We start from the raw sequence: 17,065 nt of genomic DNA on the forward strand, positions 1-17,065 counted from the left end.
GCACAGGCTCAGTGGTTCAAGCGCCCGAGCAGCAGGAACTCCATTAGCGCCTTCTGGACGTGCAGACGGTTTTCCGCCTCGTCCCAAACCACGCTCTGCGGGCCGTCGATCACCTCGCCGCTCACTTCCTCGCCACGGTGCGCGGGCAAGCAGTGCATGAAGAGCGCGTCGGCGTTGGCTCGGGCCATCATCGGCGTGTCCACGCACCAGTCCGCGAACGCCGTCTTGCGCGCTTCGTTCTCGGCCTCGAAGCCCATGCTGGTCCAGACGTCGGTGGTCACGAGGTCAGCGCCGTCGCAGGCGTCATGCGGGTCCTCGAACACTTCATAGAACGGCCTGCTTTCCGGCGCGACCAACGCCGGATCGAGCGGATAACCCGGCGGCGTGGATATATGCAGCTTGAAGCCGAGGATCTGCGCGGCTTCGATCCACGTGTAGAGCATGTTGTTGGCGTCGCCGACCCACGCCACGGTCTTGCCGCGGATCAGGCCGCGATGCTCGTAATACGTGAAGATGTCGGCCAGCACCTGGCAGGGGTGGTACTCGTTCGTGAGACCGTTGATGACCGGCACGCGCGAGCTTTCGGCAAAGCGCTTGAGGATGTCCTGGCCGAACGTGCGGATCATGATGATGTCGACCATGCGCGAGATGACCTGCGCCGAATCTTCGATCGGCTCGCCGCGGCCGAGCTGCGTGTCGCGCGTGTTCATGAACACGGCGTGGCCGCCCAGCTGGAAAATACCCGCTTCGAACGAGAGGCGCGTGCGCGTGGAACTCTTCTCGAAGATCATCGCCAGCGTGCGGTCGTGCAGCGGGTGATAGGTCTCGTAGTTCTTGAACTTGCGCTTCAGGATGCGCGCGCGCTCCAGCACATATTCATATTCGTCAAGGGAGAAATCCTTGAACTGCAGGTAATGGCGTATGGTCCGGGAGGTCATGAAACAAAAGCGGCGCCCGATCCGGCCTCGAACTGCAGGATTGGGCCGGCGACGCCGCTGCGGTTGGTGGTAAGTCAAAGCAGCATAAAGGATTTTGCACACTTTGACGAGTTGCCCAAAATTTGGGCGGGGTGCGCTGGCGTGGGGTGGGCGGCGATTTCGGGATGGCTTTCGTGGCTGCTTCGCGAGCATCGCGAGGGCCTGGATTTAGCCTTTCAAGTGCCTTGTGTGCACTGCGTCAAAACGGTCGGTGCGCTATAATCTCAGAGATTTCTTAGGCACGACAAACGGGCTCTGAACGTGTGTGGCGCAAGGTGGCAACACCACGCGGCAACGACAGGCAAGCCCGCGGGAGCGGCCTGCGCGCCGACTGGCAGTGCGCCGTGAAATCGTCCCGTCGATCCCGTTGCGAGACTTCACTTGTGACCCGCGGTGGCGGCGATTTTCGAGACTGGACGCCAGGCGGGGTGCGCGGCAGCCGTTCCCTATCCGTCGGACTGTCCATGCGCGTGGCGGCGGGCGATCCCCGCGGCCGGCGTTCCGCGGTACCAGCGCGGACCCACGCGCGGGCGCAGCGCTCGTGCCGCCGTTACATGCTGCAAACGCACCCAGCAGCTACACACACAGGTACTCCTGCATGGCCGACGACGCTCCAACCGAATACTTCATTCAAGGCATCACCAGCGCGGGGAAGAAGTTTCGTCCGAGCGACTGGTCGGAGCGTCTGGCAGGCGTGATGTCGAGCTTCGGTCCGAAGGCATCGGCGAATGCTCGCGGCCCGAACGCCTATCTGCGCTACTCGCTCTATGTGCGCCCGACGATGATCGGCGATCTCAAGGTCGTTGTGCTGGACTCGCGTTTGAAGGACATCGAGCCGATGGCCTTCAATTTCGTGATGAACTTCGCGAAGGACAATGACCTCCTCGTGACCGAGGCGTGCGAGTTGCCGCACGATCACGCGACGCAGCAAGCCGGCGTGCGCTAACGGCGCAGTCGCGGCAACGAACGGAACCGCTTCGGCGGGTTTTTTTGTGCCCGTTTTGTGCCCGACAGAAAAAAAAACCCGCCGAAGCGGGTTTTTTGTCGTGCAGCTCAAAGAGAGGGCTGCCAGCCGTGGCCGACAGTCCGAATCTCTTTACTGCGCAGCTTGCATTGCCTTGACGGCAGCAGCGAGACGGCTCTTGTTGCGAGCGGCCTTGTTCTTGTGAACGATCTTCTTGTCGGCGATGATGTCGAGCGTCTTGCCCGCTGCCTTCAGAACTTCAGCAGCCTTAGCCTGGTCGCCGGCGTCGATTGCCTTGCGAACGGCCTTGATGGCGGTGCGGAACTTCGAGCGCAGTGCCGAGTTGTGCGAGTTTGCCTTCGCGGCCTGACGGGCGCGCTTGCGTGCTTGTGCGGAGTTTGCCATTGCGATTCCTTGTGATTGCGGAGCGTGGACCTGGCCGACGCTCTTTGCCTGGATTTGAACCTTCGGCAGCGTTGCCTGAGAGTCCAAAACGGTATTTGCCAGTTCGGATTGCTCAAAACCGGCCGCGCCTTTTGTGCCAGAGCAGCTTTCCTGCCCCCTTTCCAAGACGCGCTTCGAGCCCCCTGAGAGAACCCGAATCAACGATTATAGCAACAGAATCATCAGCGTGGCAATCCCGGCGCTTCGGCGAAGACAAGCGCCGTCGGAGGTGAACGCCTTTAACGCGACGTGGTCACACTCACCGCGTTTTGTCTTTGCCTCCCGTTCGTCTGCGCCGTCGCGCGGGTTTTGCGTCGACCATCGCGCCGCGCATCCGCGATGGAGCGCAAGGCGCCCGTATAATAGCCGCCCCATGAATCTATTCCGAGCCCTGCTGACAGTCAGCGGCTTCACGCTGCTGTCGCGCGTGACCGGTCTGGCCCGAGAAACGCTGATTGCTCGCGCGTTTGGCGCGAGCCAGTACACCGACGCCTTCTACGTCGCGTTTCGTATTCCCAACCTGCTGCGCCGCATCTCGGCGGAGGGCGCCTTTTCGCAGGCGTTCGTGCCGATTCTCGCGGAATTCAAGAACCAGAAGGGCCACGACGCCACGCGCGCGCTCGTCGACGCCACGTCGACCGTGCTCGCCTGGGTGCTCGCGATCCTCTCGGTGCTTGGCATTTTCGGCGCGTCGTTCGTCGTGATCGTGGTCGCCTCGGGCTTGAAGAGCGACGGGCAAGCGTTTCCGCTCGCCGTCACGATGACGCGCATCATGTTCCCCTATATCGTGTTCATCTCGCTGACGTCGCTCGCGTCCGGCGTGCTCAACACGTACAAGCAGTTCTCGCTGCCCGCGTTCGCGCCGGTGCTGCTCAACGTCTCGTTCATTACGGCCGCCGTGGCCTTCGCACCGCACATGAAGCAGCCCGTCTACGCGCTTGCGTGGGCCGTGATCGTGGGCGGGGTGCTGCAGTTCATCGTGCAATTGCCGGGGCTCAAGCGCATCGACATGATGCCGCGCATCGGCCTGAATCCGCTCAAGGCGCTCGCGCACCGGGGCGTAAAGCGCGTGCTAGCGAAGATGGTGCCCGCCATGTTCGCCGTCTCGGTCGCGCAGATCAGCCTCATCATCAACACGAATATCGCCTCGCGTCTCGGACCCGGCGCGGTGTCGTGGATCAATTACGCCGACCGCCTGATGGAATTCCCCACTGCGCTGCTCGGCGTGGCGCTCGGTACGATCCTGCTGCCCAGCCTCTCGAAAGCGCACGTCGATGCCGATCCGCACGAGTACTCGGCGCTGCTCGACTGGGGCCTGCGCGTGACGTTCCTGCTTGCCGCGCCTTCGGCCGTTGCGCTGTTCTTCTTCGCCGAGCCGCTCACGGCCACGCTCTTTCACTACGGCAAATTCGACGCCACGTCCGTCATCATGACGGGCCGCGCGCTCGCCGCGTACGGGGTTGGGCTCGTCGGCCTCATCCTGATCAAGATCCTCGCGCCCGGGTTCTACGCGCGCCAGGACATCAAAACGCCGGTCAAGATCGGTGTGGGCGTGCTCATCGCCACGCAGATCAGCAACTACATCTTCGTGCCGATCTTCTCGCACGCGGGCCTCACGCTCTCGGTCGGCCTTGGCGCCTGCATGAACGCGCTACTGCTTTTCATCGGGCTGCGCCGGCGCGGCATCTACATGCCGTCCTCGGGCTGGACGACGTTCTTCGTGCAGTTGCTCGGGGCATGTCTCGTGTTGGCGGGCGCGATGCACTGGTGCGCCATCAGCTACGACTGGATCGCACTGCGTCATGAACCGCTCGCGCGCATCGCCTTGCTCGGTGCGTGCCTCGTTCTGTTCGCGGCGTTATATTTCGGTATGCTTTGGCTCATGGGCTTCAAATACGCGTACTTCAAGAGGCGGGCGAAGTGACGACGATGACTACGCGGGTACTGGATTATTTCAGCGCGCTCGTTGCCGACGACGAGAGCCTGCCGCTCACCGAGGCGGCGCTCGCGATCGCGCAGGACGCGTATCCCGATCTCGATCTGCAAGGCACGCTCGCCGAGATCGACGAACTCGCGCTGCGCGTGCGCCGCCGCATGCCCGAAGGGGCGGACGTGCGCCAACAGGTCGCCGTGCTCAACCGCTGCTTTTTTCGCGAGATGGGCTTTGCGGCCAACCTCAACGACTTTCTCGACCCCGAAAACAGCCACCTGAACGTCGTGCTCAAGCGCCGGCGCGGCATACCCATTTCGCTGGCGGTGCTGTATCTGGAAATGGCCACGCAGCTCGGGCTGCCGGTGAAGGGCGTATCGTTTCCGGGACATTTTCTGCTGCGCGTCGCGCTGCCCGAAGGCGACGAGATGCTCGATCCCACCACGGGCCGCACGCTCACCGAGTCCGACATGGTGGAGATGCTCGAACCGTTCGTGGCCAACGCCGGCGATTCCGTGGCGCGTGCGCTGCGCATGTTGCTCGAGCCGGCCACGCGCCGCGAGATCGTCGCGCGCATGCTGCGCAACCTGAAGTCGGTGTATCTGCAGACCGAACGCTGGCAGCGCCTGCTGGCCATCCAGCAGCGGCTCGTGATCCTGCTGCCCGAGAGCATCGAGGAAGTGCGCGACCGCGGGTTCGCTTATGCGCGGCTCGACTATCTGCGCCCCGCGCTCGAAGACCTCGAACACTACCTCGACGAGCGCCCCGACGCGCAAGACGCGACCGTGGTCGAGGCGCAGCTGCATGAGCTGCGCCAGCGCACGCTCGATAACGACTGAAGCCCTCGGTCAGGCCGCAGACAAAAAAGCCCGCGACGAATCTCGCGGGTTTTTTTTTCGGGAAGCCGTGCGCGCCGCTACTTCGGCTGCATGCGGATCGCGCCGTCCAGACGGATCACCTCGCCGTTGAGCATCGGATTCTCGACGATTTGCTTGACCAGCATCGCGTATTCATCCGGCTTGCCGAGGCGCGGCGGGAACGGGACCATCGCGCCGAGCGCATCCTGCACCTCTTTGGGCATACCGAGCAGCATCGGCGTTTCGAAGATGCCGGGCGCGATCGTCATCACGCGGATGCCGCTGCGCGAAAGGTCGCGCGCGATCGGCAGCGTCATCGCGACGACACCGCCCTTCGACGCGGCGTAGGCCGCCTGGCCGATCTGGCCGTCATACGCGGCCACCGACGCCGTGTTGACGATCACGCCGCGCTCGCCGCCCTCGCCGGGTGCCGTCACGGCGATCGCGGCCGCCGCGAGGCGGATCATGTTGAAAGTGCCGATCAGATTGACCGAGATCGTCTTCGAGAACGTGTCGAGCGGATGCGGGCCGTCCTTGCCCACGGTCTTGACGGCGGGCGCGATGCCCGCGCAGTTCACGAGGCCGCGCAGCGTGCCGAGCGCGGTTGCGGCGGCCACAGCGCGCGCGCCGTCGTCTTCGCTCGCGACGTTGCACTTCACGAACGCGCCGCCCAGTTCCGTCGCAAGTGCGTTGCCCGCGTCCTCGTTGAGGTCGGCGATGACGACCTTGCCGCCCTCGGCCGCGATGAGACGTGCGCTTGCCGCGCCGAGCCCCGACGCGCCGCCGGTGATGAGAAATACGTTGCCGCGGATCTGCATGTTTCGTCTCCTGTCGTTGGGCTGTGTCTTACGCAGAGCGGGAGTCCACGCAAGGCCACGCAAAAACAAAGCGGGCCGGCTGGCGTCGCGTCCCGAGTGACCTCAGGAGTGCGGCGCCAGCCGGCCCGCAGGCAAACCAGCTTGAAAGCCGAAACCGGCTTCGAATTATGCTTTTAACCGGACGTTGAATCGCTCACTTGAGCGCTTCGAATGCGCGCTCGCGAATCTCGTCGACGCTGCCGAGGCCCGAGATGGCGCGATACTGCGGCGGCTGCACGCCGCTTTCTTCACCGCGCTTCGCCCAGTCGCTGTAGTAGGCGATGAGCGGCTTGGTCTGGGCGACGTACACGTCCAGACGCTTGCGCACCGTTTCTTCCTTGTCGTCGTCGCGCTGGACGAGCGGTTCGCCCGTGACGTCGTCCGTCATGTCGACCTTGGGCGGATTGAACTTGACGTGATACGTGCGGCCCGAAGCCGGGTGCATGCGGCGGCCGCTCATGCGCGTGATGATCTCGTCGAACGGCACGTCGATCTCGAGCACGTAGTCGATCGCGACGCCTGCCTGCTTCATGGCTTCGGCTTGCGGCAGCGTGCGCGGGAAGCCGTCGAACAGGTAGCCGTTCTTGCAGTCGGGCTCCTGAAGGCGCTCCTTCACGAGATTGATGATGAGTTCGTCGGTGACGAGCTCGCCGGCGTCCATGAATCGCTTCGCCTCGAGGCCAAGCGGCGTACCGGCCTTGACGGCTGCGCGCAGCATGTCGCCCGTCGAGATTTGCGGAATGCCGAACTTTTCCTTGATGAAGCTTGCCTGGGTTCCCTTGCCCGCGCCCGGGGCGCCCAACAGGATCAAACGCATGTGAACAATCTCCGATCTGTGTGAATTCTTGCGGCGCGGCAGCTGCACCACACGCGTGGTGAGACAGCATCGTCAGCGTCGTGCGTCTCCTTGCCCGTTCGCTCACGGCCCCGTCGAGGCAGTGCTGGTGGGGGCGACGGCCCGTCCCGCGCGGCTTTCGCCCGGTGTCTATGACTCGCACAAGACACGGAGCGGCGCTGCAAGACGGTACCGAATAGCGGGGAAACCCCGACGCACAAAGGCTTTAGACGGCTCGCGCAAACAATTGATTATGCCATGGGATTTTTGCCCCACGGACGGAATTAAGGCCGGTATAACGCCTGCACGCGGGCGAGGTCGGCGGCCGTGTCGACGCCCGGCGCGGGTGCTTCGGCCGTCACGAGCACCGCGATGCGCTCGCCGTGCCACATCGCGCGAAGCTGCTCCAGCGCCTCGACCTGCTCGATCGGCGAATGCGCGAGCGAGGGGTAGCTGCGCAGGAATTTCGCGCGGTACGCGTACAGGCCGATATGCCGATAGACGGTCGCGGGAGCCGGTGGGGCGGGCATTGCGCCGAGGTCGAGGCGCGCCGGCGACCAGTGCGGCTGCCAGGCGTCGCGGGCCCAGGGAATAGGCGCGCGGGAGAAGTAGAGCGCCACGCCGCGCGCGTCCAGCACGACCTTCACGACGTTCGGGCTGAAGATTTCCTCGGGCGCCGTGATGGGATGCGCCGCGGTGGCGATCGCGCATTCGGGATGCGCGGCAAGGTGCGACGCAACGTCGCACACGAGCGCGGGGTCGATCAGCGGCTCGTCGCCCTGGACGTTGACCACGATCGTCTCGTCGCTCCAGCCGTACTGTTCGGCGACTTCAGCGAGGCGGTCGGTGCCCGACGGGTGATCGGCGCGCGTGAGCACGGCCTCGAAACCGTGGTCGCGTGCGGCGTCGAGCACGCTCTGGGCGTCCGAGGCGATCAGCACCTTCTGCGCACCCGAGTCGCGCGCGCGCTCGGCCACACGCACCACCATAGGCTTGCCGCCGATGTCGGCCAGCGGTTTGTTGGGCAGCCGCGTGGATGCGAGGCGCGCCGGGACGACGGCGATGAAGGGTTGCACGGGAGCGGTCATGGCCAGTTGGGGCAAGGACAGGAAACGGGATTAGGGATAAGCGGTTCTGGGAACCGCCTTTGAAGACGACAGCGCGCCGGGGGCGGCGCGCGTAGCTCGGCTTCCAGCCGGAAAGACGGGGTGAGCGGAGTTGCAGCCGCCTGGCGGCGCGCGACGCGCCGCCAGCGCGCCTTACGCGGCGCTTGGGCCTTGCGGATCGACCGGCGTGCCTTCCACGGTTTGACGCGCTTCGTCGACGAGCATGACCGGGATGCCGTCGCGGATCGGGTAGGCGAGCTTGTCGGCGTTGCAGATCAGCTCCTGCGCGGCGCGGTCATAGCTGAGCGGGCCCTTGCAGATCGGGCAGACCAGGATTTCAAGCAGACGAGCGTCCACGGAGTTTCTCCACAACCAGGGTAATGAGGCGATGATCGAGCGCGGCTTCGACGGGGACGACCCAGATGCGCGCGTCGTTCCAGGACCCCAATTTTACTGCATCCTTTTCGGTGACCAGGATCGCGTCGGCAGCGACATCGGCGAACGGGTTGGTCGCGTAGGCGTAGTGGTCGGGCAGCGGCAGGGTTTGCGGCGCAAGGCCGGCGGCGCGCAGCGTCGCGAAAAAACGCTCCGGCGAACCGATGCCTGCCGCCGCGACGATACGCAGCGCGGGCTGCGACCCTTGTCCGTCCGGCGTAATTCGGGCGCCTTGCCCCGGCGCGGCCGCGCCAGCGGCAAACTGCGCGAGTGGACGGCGCAGCGCCGGATTGGCGAGATGCCAGGCGTCGCCGGGTTCGAGTTTGAGCGCGAACGTATTGGGCCAGGGCGGCAGCGCGCGCTCGAACGGATTGTTGATGAGCGTGGCGTCGCGGCTGCGCGAAAGCGGCTCGCGCAGCGGGCCCGCGGGCAACGGAAAGCCATTGCCGCCCAGGCGATGGTCGAACACCACGATCTCGACGTCGCGCGCGAGGCGGTAGTGCTGGAGGCCGTCGTCGCTCACGATCACGTCGACGTCGCTGTGAGCGCCGCACAGCGCCGTGGCCGCCGCGACGCGGTCAGGCGAGACCCACACGGGCACGCCCGTGCGGCGGGCGATCAGCAAGGGTTCGTCACCGCAAAGGCGCGCGGGCGTATCCGCCGTGACGGGCGTAGGGCGTGCGATTTTCGCGCCGTACCCGCGCGAGACCACGCCGGGCGAGAAGCCCGCTGCGCGCAGCGCCTCGACGAGCGCGATCACCGTGGGCGTCTTGCCCGTGCCGCCCACGGTCACGTTACCGACCACCACCACGGGTACGCCCACGCGCACGCTCTTGAACCAGCCTGCCGCGAAGGCGGCGCGTCGCGCGCCGCTCACGGCGGCGAACACGGCGGCGAGCGGCGTGAGCGCCCAGGCGAGCGCGCCGCGGCGTTGCCAGGCGTGCGCAAACTGCGCTTCGAGGCGTTCCTTGAGACGAGGGACGGGGCCGCTCATCGGCAATTTGCGCCCGAAGCGCCGCGCGCGGCATGCGGGAAGCTGACAGGCAGGGCGGGCATCGGGTCGGTTCTCCGGTTCGAGGTGAGCGACAAACAAGACGGCAGACGAATGACCTGCGTATGCGAGCGCCTGGCGCTTCGCGTGGCGCGGCACAGGCGGTCGTGAACCCGGCACTCTAGCGCGGGTAGGCGCTACGCGGCAAGCTGGCTGGCAGCACGCCATTGTCGGCTGTCTGCAAGGTGTGCAAAACGTCCGAAAACTCGCCGCCTGTGGATAACTTTGTGGAGAAGTAGGTCCCGGGAAGGCTGAAAGGCCCATTCTTCGGCCTCCCCATCGGTCTGTAAGGATGTTATAGAGATAAAAAGCGTATAAAAATCAATAGGATGGGTTATTTTTTCAGCGTTTGCGGGTAGGGTGCGGTCAACTTGCCGCATGACGGCGCCGATGTGGACACTTCGCGGAGCTTGCGGGCCGGGTCTCATTCGTGCTGGACTGTCGCCCCCCGAACGGTCTATCGTCTGTCCGGCCGACGTTTCTCCATACCCTTTCGCATGCTATCCGACCGATTCTCCGCTTCTTCCGCGCCTTCGGGCGACGTCGTCGTGCCGGTCTCGGCGCTCAACCGGGCGATCGCCTCGATGCTCGAGCGCACGTTCCCGCTTGCATGGATTTCCGGCGAAGTTTCCAACTTTACGCGCGCCGCGAGTGGCCACTGGTACTTCTCGATCAAGGACGCCCAGGCGCAGATTCGCTGCGTGATGTTCCGCGGCCGCGCGCAGTACGCCGAATTCACGCCGCGCGAAGGTGACCGTATCGAAGTGCGCGCGCTCGTCACGATGTACGAACCGCGCGGCGAACTCCAGCTGAACGTCGAGGCCGTGCGGCGCACCGGCCAGGGCCGGCTCTACGAAGCTTTCCTGCGACTGAAGGCGCAACTCGAGGCCGAAGGGCTCTTCGACCCCGAGCGCAAACGCGCGCTGCCTTCGCATCCGCGCGCCATCGGCGTCATTACGTCGATGCAGGCCGCCGCGCTGCGCGACGTGCTCACCACGCTGTGCCGCCGTGCGCCGCACGTGCCGGTGATCGTCTATCCCGCGCCGGTGCAGGGCGCGGGCTCGGCCGAAAAGCTCACGGCGATGCTGGAGACCGCGAACGCGCGCAACGAAGTGGACGTGCTCGTGCTGTGCCGCGGCGGCGGCTCGATCGAGGACCTGTGGTCGTTCAACGACGAGGCGCTTGCCCGCGCGATCGCAGCCAGCGCCATTCCCGTGGTGAGCGGAGTAGGACACGAAACCGATTTCACGATCGCCGATTTTGCCGCCGACATGCGCGCGCCGACCCCCACTGGCGCGGCTGAACTCGTCAGCCCGCAGCGCACGCTGCTGCTGCGCGACCTCGACCAGCGCCATGCCGCGCTTGCGCGCGATTTCGGCCGCCTGCTCGAGCGGCGCTCGCAGCAGCTCGACTGGCTGGCGCGCCGGCTCGTTTCTCCCGTCGAGCGGCTTGCGCAGCAGCGCACGCATTTGCGCCAATTGACGATACGGCTCGCATCGGCGGGCTCGCGTGCCAGCGCCGAGGCGCGTGCGCGCCTGAACGTCATGCAGATGCGCTGGCAGCGCGCGCGGCCCGACGCCACTGCGCAGCGCGCGCAACTCGAGTCGCTTGGCCGACGTCTGGACGGCGCCTTCGCGCGCCTGCGCGAGCGCGAAGCGGCGCGCGTCTCGGAGCTCACGGCGCGGCTCGAAGTGCTGAGTCCGCAGCGTACGTTCGAGCGCGGCTATGCAGCGCTGCTCGACGCGCAAAGCGGCGCGGCCGTGCGTTCGCCCGCCGCGCTCAAGCCCGGCAAGCGACTCACGGTGCATCTCGCACAGGGCAGCGCCGACGTCGCGCTCGCCGATGTCCAGCCGCGCCTCGCCGACGGTTTCTGAAACAGGCACGCAGTCAAGCAGTCAGGCTCGCGGTTTGCTGCGCAAGGAAGAACCGGCGCAATCTGGCGCAATCGCACGATCGCTTGCTCCACGACGAAAAATCGCGGCGGCGAGCGATTGTTGCAGTCTCGTTGCAGGAAGTTTGCATGCCGGTTGCGCGGAGATTGCAATGCGATTGCAGCTGTTTTGTCTGCGCGCGACTCCGGCATGGATTACGTGGCTTCGTGAGCGCTGTTCGAGCATCGTTGATCGCGCATCACGCGCTGTGCAATCGACGCAGCGCGGCACGCATGAGGTCAGGAATCGGCGAAAAACCGCGTAGCGGTTCATCCGCAAAAGCCCCGCGCAAACGATATCCGGCATAAAGGCCGCTCGTTTGCGGGGTTATTCCAACTCGCCTACAATCGAGTGCTCCATGCCGGTTATCACGCAGAACTCCCCATAACACGACGAAGGAACCGCATCATGTCATTTACGCTCCCGCCGCTGCCGTTCGCGAAGAACGCCCTCGTTCCGCACATGTCGGAAGAGACGCTCGAGTTCCACTACGGCAAGCACCATCAGGCTTACGTCACGAATCTGAACAATCTGATTCCGGGCACCGAGTTCGAAAACCTCTCGCTCGAAGAGATCGTCAAGAAGTCGTCGGGTGGCGTGTTCAACAACTCGGCGCAGATCTGGAATCACACGTTCTTCTGGAACAGCCTCTCGCCGCAGGGCGGCGGCGCACCGTCGGGCGCGCTCGGCGACGCGATCAACGCGAAGTGGGGCTCCTACGACGCGTTCAAGGAAGCCTTCACGAAGGCTGCAGTGGGCAACTTCGGTTCGGGCTGGACGTGGCTCGTGAAGAAGGCAGACGGCTCGCTCGACATCGTGTCGACCAGCAACGCCGCCACGCCGCTCACGACCGACGCGAAGGCGCTCCTCACGATCGACGTGTGGGAACATGCTTACTACATCGACTACCGCAACGCGCGTCCGAAGTTCGTCGAAGCGTTCTGGAACATCGTGAACTGGAACTTCGCAGCGCAAAACTTCGCGTGAGTTTTACGTGAGTTTTACGTAATACGAAGCTTGTTCCGCGTGCCGCAATAGCTGCGGCACATGCAAAAAGCCCTCGATGCGAATCGAGGGCTTTTTTGTTTTGCGTGAAGTGTTTTACGCAAAAGCCGCGATGGTTTCCTGCGTCGAGCGCACGTGGCCCATGTGGGGGAACAGCTTGTTGAACGAGAAGTGATGCATCTCTTCGTTCAGACCCGAAGTGGCGTCTTCGACGAACACGAGCTTGAAGCCGAGATCGAACGCCGCGCGCGCGGTGGATTCGACGCCGAAGTTCGTGGCGATGCCGCCGATCACGATGGTGTCGATGCCGCGGCGGCGCAACTGCTGCTCGAGGTTGGTGCCGTAGAACGCGCCCCATTGGCGCTTGGCGATGATCACGTCGCCGGCTTGAGCGCCGATCTCGGGCACGAGTTCGGAGGCCTCGGCCGGTGCGGGCGGCGTGTCGGGTGTGCGTCCGGGCGCGTCAGCGGGCAGCGCGAGCAGCTCGTTCAGGAGCACGTGGACCCAGACGACGGTGCCGCCCTTGGCGCGCAAGGCGTCGGCCAGCGGCTTGGCCTTGGCCACGACCTGTGCGCCGCTATAGGGCGCGATCTGGCGGCCGACGATGCCGTGCTGGAGGTCGATCATCACGAGCGCCGTGGTGCGCGCGTTCAGTGAAAGTGCTTGCGTCATGGTTCACCTATATGTGAGGATGGCTTCACATAATCATACACGAATGTGAGGGAGGCTTCAGATATGGCGGCAGACCCGCTCGCGCGAAAAGAGGCGCAAAAGGAAGACGCACGGCGCGTGCCGCGCCAGGAACGCGCGGCGCGCACCGTGGACACGCTGCTCGAAGCCGCGGGCGAAGCGTTCGCCGAGCGCGGCTTCGAAGCGGCGACGATGACGCAGATCGCGCAGCAGGCGGGCGTTTCGGTGGGCGCGGCGTACCAGTACTTTCCGAACAAGGAGGCACTGGCTCTCGCGTTGCGCCAGCGTTACGGCAACGAGATGGACGCGCGCTGGAGCACGCTCATCGCCGCGCACGACGACGTGGGCAAACTGCCGCTCGCAGAACTGGTCGAGCGCCTGTTCGACTTGATGGTCGATCTGATGCACGACTATCCCGCTTATTTGCCGCTGCTTTCCGTGCCGCTTGGCTTCAAGCGCGATGCGGCCGTGCGCAATCTGCTGCGCCAGCGCTTCACGGCGCTCTTCCTGCGTTATCAGCCGGCGCTTTCGTCCGACGAGGCCTATCGCGTGGCCGAAGTCATGCTGCAGGTCATCAAGAGCCTCAATCCACTATACGCCGCGGCGAAACCGAAGGAGCGCAAGCTGCTGGTCGCCGAGTACAAGGGCGTGCTGGCGGCGTGGCTCGCCGTGCGGCTCGCGTGAGACCGCGAGGCAAACGCACCCGCACCCGCACCGCGCCTTAGCGCAGTAGCGGCTCGTCGCGCGACGTCAGCACGCGGTCGATCAGGCCATACTCCGCGGCGGCTTGTGCCGACATGAAATTGTCGCGGTCGCTGTCGTGCGCGATCTGCTCGATGCCGCGTCCAGTGCGCGCGGCGAGCATCGCGTTCAAGCGCTCGCGCAGGTAAAGGATTTCGCGCGCCTGCAACTCGACATCGGCAGCGGTGCCCTGGCCGCCTCCCGAAGGCTGATGGATCATGATGCGCGCATTTGGTAGTGCGAAGCGTTTTTCAGGCGCGCCCGCAGCGAGCAGGAACGACCCCATGCTGGCCGCAAAACCCGTGCACAGCGTCGAGACATCGGGCTTGATGAACTGCATCGTGTCGTAGATGGCGAGTCCGTCGTAGACCGAACCGCCCGGCGAGTTGATATAGAGGTGGATGTCCTTGTCGGCGTTTTCCGCTTCGAGAAAGAGCAGTTGCGCGACCACGAGGCTGGCGCTCTGCTCGGTCACCGGCCCGACGAGGAACACGATGCGCTCGCGCAAGAGGCGAGAGTAGATGTCGTAGGCGCGCTCGCCGCGCCCCGATGTTTCGATGACGGTCGGGACGAGATTGAGCGCGCTCGGCGGCATTGCTGCATGATTCAGTGCAAAGGATGGCATGAGTGGCCTCGCGTGTTTCCGTTGACGGCTGTTGACGTTGGCGGCGCAATTGCGCCACTGCTGCCATGACGCCCGGCAAGGCCGCCGCGTGACGAGAATATTTTTGCGTGGGGCTGTCACGTCTGCCTCGCGCCGAACGTCATGAGGGAAACGGGCGGGAGCGAGCACGCAAGGCGAAGGAGCGGAGCGAATGACGCAGGCGATCGACACAATCGAAGGAACGAATATGGAAGGCGCTGGGCGCAATGAGGCTGCGACCCCAGTGAGCGAGGAGGGCGGGCCTGGAGGAGAAGCGTGGACCGACGCGCGCCGCGCCGCCGCCTTCGGCGCGGCGCGCGGGCGGCTCATTGCGCTGGCAACGCGCGTGCTGGGCAGCCGCGCGGAGGCCGAGGACGTCGTGCAGGATGCATGGTTCCGCTGGCGCGACGCCGACGCGCAAGCCTTGCGCGCTCCGCAGGCGTGGCTCGCCACGGTCACGGTGCGCCTCGCGATCGACCGGCTGCGGCGCTTGCGCCGGGAGAGTGCGGGCGAACACGAGGCCGCGTGGCTCGAAGAAGCGGCGCCCTCGGCGGAAGAGGCGGGTTTGCGTGCGCGGCGGTTCTCGGACGCGCTGCTGATGCTGCTCGAAAGGCTAGGACCGCTCGAGCAGGCGGTGTTCGTGTTGCGCGAGGCCTTCGACTGCGACTACGCGCAGATCGGCGCGCTCACCGGCTGCACGAACGAGCATTGCCGGCAGATCGTGCGGCGTGCCCGTGTGCGGCTCGCCCGCGAGGCCGCGCCGCAAGCGGCTCCTGCCGACAAAGTGCAGCACGCGCGCACGGTCGAGCGATTGCGCGATGTGCTGCATGCGCAGGATCGCGTGGGATTGATGGATTTGCTCGGCGTGACGGCAACCGCGCTGGTCGCATCGAGCGTGGCCGAAGTGGCTCACCGCCACGGCACGCAAGAAACGCTGCCCGCGCGCGTTCTGCGCGCCGAGGCGCTTGCGTTGGGCGGCGAGCCGGGCGTGGCGCTCGTCGCGCAGGACGGCGCGCTCGCGGCCTGGCTGCATGTGCGCGACGACCGCTACGGGTTGCCCGAGCCGGTCGTTTGTGTCGCGGCAATGGAAGAGGGAAGCGCGCTCCAGGCGGCCAACCAGGCTTTCGGCGGCGATGCGGTGCGCAGGCTGCTCGCCCGGCTCGCCTCGAGCGACGGCGCGGCGTGCGTGTCTACGCTGTGCGTCACCGCGCAAGCGTCCACCACGCACGGCTGCGCGACGCTGCTCGCGCAGCCGCTCGCCCTGGCCTGAGGCGAGGCTCGAACGCTAGCTAGCCGCGCAAGGCAGCGTCCCAGTTGATATCGACGCACAGCACCTGGACGCCGAGCTCCGTCTGCACGGCGACCGACGCCGTGACGCACAGGTGCGCCTCGTTGATCGACAGATAGGGGGGCGTGAACTGCACGCGGCCCGGCGCCTTCATCGCACCAATGAAATATGGCCGCCGCTCCCAGCTCGCGCCTTCCGAATGGAGCAGCGGCCGGAAGCGCTTGGCGCGTTGCGACGTGCGGCCGTCGGGCAGCACGTTGTCGCCGATCTGGCGCCCCGACGCGTCGAGCAGGAAGCAGCGCGCCGTGTCGTCGAGGCCTAGCAGCGGCAGCGTGGCGTCGTTCATGTTCACGCCCTCGGCAAGCTGCTTCGCCGCCGCTTCGATGGCGCTCACGTACGGCGCGAGACGCGCGGACTGCGAGCGCTCGCGCGCGGCCACGCGCTCGCGCAGGCGCGCCGAAAGATCGTCCATGAGCTGCGCGGCCTTGGCCGGCGGCACCGGCTCGACGTCGGGCCGTGCGAAATAAGCGCCCTGCACGAAGTCGGCGTTGCTCTCCAGCGCGATCAGCGCGTCGCGCTCGGTCGAGAGCCCGCCCACGAGCACGAGCTGACCCGACTCGTGCAGCATCGAGACGAGCCCCGGCAGCACGCGCTCGATATGCGCGTGGCGGCTCGCCTGGGCGAGCAGGCTGCGATCGAGCGTGACGATGTCGGGGCGCACTTGCCACACGCGGTCGATGTTCGAATGCTTCGCGCCGAAGCCATCCAGCGCGATCACGAAGCCCGCCTTGCGCAATCCGTCGATGATTTCCGCGAAGCGCGAATTCTCGCCGCCCGCCTGCTCCGACACTTCGAGCACCACGCGCTGCGGCTGCAGGCCGAGCGCCTTGAGGCCGGCGAGCAGGGCGTCGCCGTAGCTCGTGTCCATCAGCGCGGCCGGATGCAGGCTCAGAAAGAGCCATTCGTCATGCGAATCGAACGCGTTGAAGTTGCCCAGATGCAGCGATTCCGCGAGGCGCCCCAGTTCGAGCAGGTCGCCGCGGCGCGCCGCCTGCGTGAACACCTCCTGCGACGGCGCTTGCTGGCCCTGCTCGTCGTGCGCGCGCAGCGACGCGTGATAGCCGATCGCGCGCCGGTGCGCGACCGAAAACACGGGCTGGAACACGCTGAAGACGGTGTAGCCGCCGTACAGCACGGTGCGGCGGGCGCCTTCTTCGCCGGCAATGGGGCGAGACTGGAAGCCGGGGGGATCGAGGTCGATCATGCTGGTCATTTCGTTTCGATGGCGCGCGGGACGGACGTGACGGGCGG

At 65.7% G+C, this 17,065-nt stretch carries 17 protein-coding genes; 7 read left to right on the plus strand and 10 right to left on the minus strand.

All coding sequences use genetic code 11. The features are described from left to right. Positions 1 to 8: 8 nt before the first annotated feature. Positions 9 to 938, minus strand: a complete 930-nt coding sequence (gene argF / locus JMY28_RS07970) for an ornithine carbamoyltransferase (RefSeq protein ID WP_201695370.1) — start codon at positions 936 to 938, stop codon at positions 9 to 11. Between the two features lie 637 nt (positions 939 to 1,575). Here argF and JMY28_RS07975 point away from each other — a divergent pair. Then, the gene (locus tag JMY28_RS07975; RefSeq protein WP_201695371.1) at positions 1,576 to 1,923 is read left to right on the plus strand and encodes a DUF3579 domain-containing protein; all 348 of its coding nucleotides are present in this window, start codon (positions 1,576 to 1,578) and stop codon (positions 1,921 to 1,923) included. A gap of 150 nt (positions 1,924 to 2,073) precedes the next feature. Here the strand turns inward: JMY28_RS07975 and rpsT are convergent, their stop codons facing one another. Then, positions 2,074 to 2,346, minus strand: a complete 273-nt coding sequence (gene rpsT, locus JMY28_RS07980) for a 30S ribosomal protein S20 (protein ID WP_158759143.1) — start codon at positions 2,344 to 2,346, stop codon at positions 2,074 to 2,076. Positions 2,347 to 2,758: 412 nt separating this feature from the next. Here rpsT and murJ point away from each other — a divergent pair, with 412 nt between their 5' ends. Together murJ and JMY28_RS07990 are read left to right on the plus strand one after the other, a co-directional pair. Then, the gene (gene murJ / locus JMY28_RS07985) at positions 2,759 to 4,309 is read left to right on the plus strand and encodes a murein biosynthesis integral membrane protein MurJ (protein ID WP_201695372.1); all 1,551 of its coding nucleotides are present in this window, start codon (positions 2,759 to 2,761) and stop codon (positions 4,307 to 4,309) included. Positions 4,310 to 4,314: 5 nt separating this feature from the next. Then, positions 4,315 to 5,154: a SirB1 family protein gene (locus JMY28_RS07990; RefSeq protein ID WP_201695604.1), complete on the plus strand. Its 840-nt coding sequence runs from the start codon at positions 4,315 to 4,317 to the stop codon at positions 5,152 to 5,154. A 77-nt stretch (positions 5,155 to 5,231) separates the two neighbouring features. Here JMY28_RS07990 and JMY28_RS07995 read toward each other — a convergent pair whose 3' ends face one another. The 5 genes from JMY28_RS07995 to lpxK form a co-directional block, all read right to left on the minus strand. Next, the gene (locus JMY28_RS07995; protein ID WP_201695373.1) at positions 5,232 to 5,990 is read right to left on the minus strand and encodes a 3-hydroxyacyl-CoA dehydrogenase; all 759 of its coding nucleotides are present in this window, start codon (positions 5,988 to 5,990) and stop codon (positions 5,232 to 5,234) included. A 193-nt stretch (positions 5,991 to 6,183) separates the two neighbouring features. Beyond that, positions 6,184 to 6,846, minus strand: coding sequence for an adenylate kinase (gene adk / locus JMY28_RS08000; RefSeq protein ID WP_201695374.1), 663 nt, complete (start codon positions 6,844 to 6,846; stop codon positions 6,184 to 6,186). 302 nt (positions 6,847 to 7,148) lie between these two features. Further along, positions 7,149 to 7,952 (minus strand): 3-deoxy-manno-octulosonate cytidylyltransferase, encoded by an 804-nt coding sequence (gene kdsB, locus JMY28_RS08005; protein ID WP_201695375.1) that lies wholly within the window; start codon positions 7,950 to 7,952, stop codon positions 7,149 to 7,151. A gap of 171 nt (positions 7,953 to 8,123) precedes the next feature. Next, positions 8,124 to 8,327 carry a Trm112 family protein gene (locus JMY28_RS08010; protein WP_201695376.1) on the minus strand — a complete coding sequence of 68 codons (204 nt, stop codon included), beginning with the start codon at positions 8,325 to 8,327 and terminating at the stop codon, positions 8,124 to 8,126. Next, positions 8,308 to 9,399: a tetraacyldisaccharide 4'-kinase gene (lpxK, locus tag JMY28_RS08015; RefSeq protein WP_201695377.1), complete on the minus strand. Its 1,092-nt coding sequence runs from the start codon at positions 9,397 to 9,399 to the stop codon at positions 8,308 to 8,310. The genes JMY28_RS08010 and lpxK overlap by 20 nt, the downstream gene beginning before the upstream one ends. A 554-nt stretch (positions 9,400 to 9,953) precedes the next feature. Between lpxK and xseA the strand changes: the two genes are divergently transcribed. Continuing rightward, the gene (gene xseA, locus JMY28_RS08020; protein WP_201695378.1) at positions 9,954 to 11,330 is read left to right on the plus strand and encodes an exodeoxyribonuclease VII large subunit; all 1,377 of its coding nucleotides are present in this window, start codon (positions 9,954 to 9,956) and stop codon (positions 11,328 to 11,330) included. A 465-nt stretch (positions 11,331 to 11,795) separates the two neighbouring features. Then, positions 11,796 to 12,374, plus strand: a complete 579-nt coding sequence (sodB, locus tag JMY28_RS08025; protein ID WP_201695379.1) for a superoxide dismutase — start codon at positions 11,796 to 11,798, stop codon at positions 12,372 to 12,374. Between the two features lie 114 nt (positions 12,375 to 12,488). Here the strand turns inward: sodB and JMY28_RS08030 are convergent, their stop codons facing one another. Further along, positions 12,489 to 13,064, minus strand: a complete 576-nt coding sequence (locus JMY28_RS08030) for an isochorismatase family protein (RefSeq protein ID WP_201695380.1) — start codon at positions 13,062 to 13,064, stop codon at positions 12,489 to 12,491. A gap of 63 nt (positions 13,065 to 13,127) precedes the next feature. Here JMY28_RS08030 and JMY28_RS08035 point away from each other — a divergent pair, with 63 nt between their 5' ends. Next, complete coding sequence (locus JMY28_RS08035; RefSeq protein WP_201695381.1) at positions 13,128 to 13,766, plus strand: TetR family transcriptional regulator; 639 nt, start codon at positions 13,128 to 13,130, stop codon at positions 13,764 to 13,766. A 37-nt stretch (positions 13,767 to 13,803) separates the two neighbouring features. Here the strand turns inward: JMY28_RS08035 and clpP are convergent, their stop codons facing one another. After that, a complete protein-coding gene (gene clpP, locus JMY28_RS08040) occupies positions 13,804 to 14,448 on the minus strand; it encodes an ATP-dependent Clp endopeptidase proteolytic subunit ClpP (protein ID WP_328809380.1) in 645 nt (214 codons plus the stop codon). A gap of 190 nt (positions 14,449 to 14,638) precedes the next feature. Between clpP and JMY28_RS08045 the strand changes: the two genes are divergently transcribed. Further along, positions 14,639 to 15,736 (plus strand): sigma-70 family RNA polymerase sigma factor, encoded by a 1,098-nt coding sequence (locus JMY28_RS08045; RefSeq protein WP_201695382.1) that lies wholly within the window; start codon positions 14,639 to 14,641, stop codon positions 15,734 to 15,736. A 19-nt stretch (positions 15,737 to 15,755) separates the two neighbouring features. Here JMY28_RS08045 and JMY28_RS08050 read toward each other — a convergent pair whose 3' ends face one another. Next, positions 15,756 to 17,027, minus strand: a complete 1,272-nt coding sequence (locus JMY28_RS08050) for an EAL domain-containing protein (protein WP_201695383.1) — start codon at positions 17,025 to 17,027, stop codon at positions 15,756 to 15,758. Positions 17,028 to 17,065 lie beyond the last annotated feature (38 nt).

The organism is Paraburkholderia hiiakae, from assembly GCF_904848665.1.
Taxonomy (GTDB): Bacteria; Pseudomonadota; Gammaproteobacteria; order Burkholderiales; family Burkholderiaceae; genus Paraburkholderia; species Paraburkholderia hiiakae.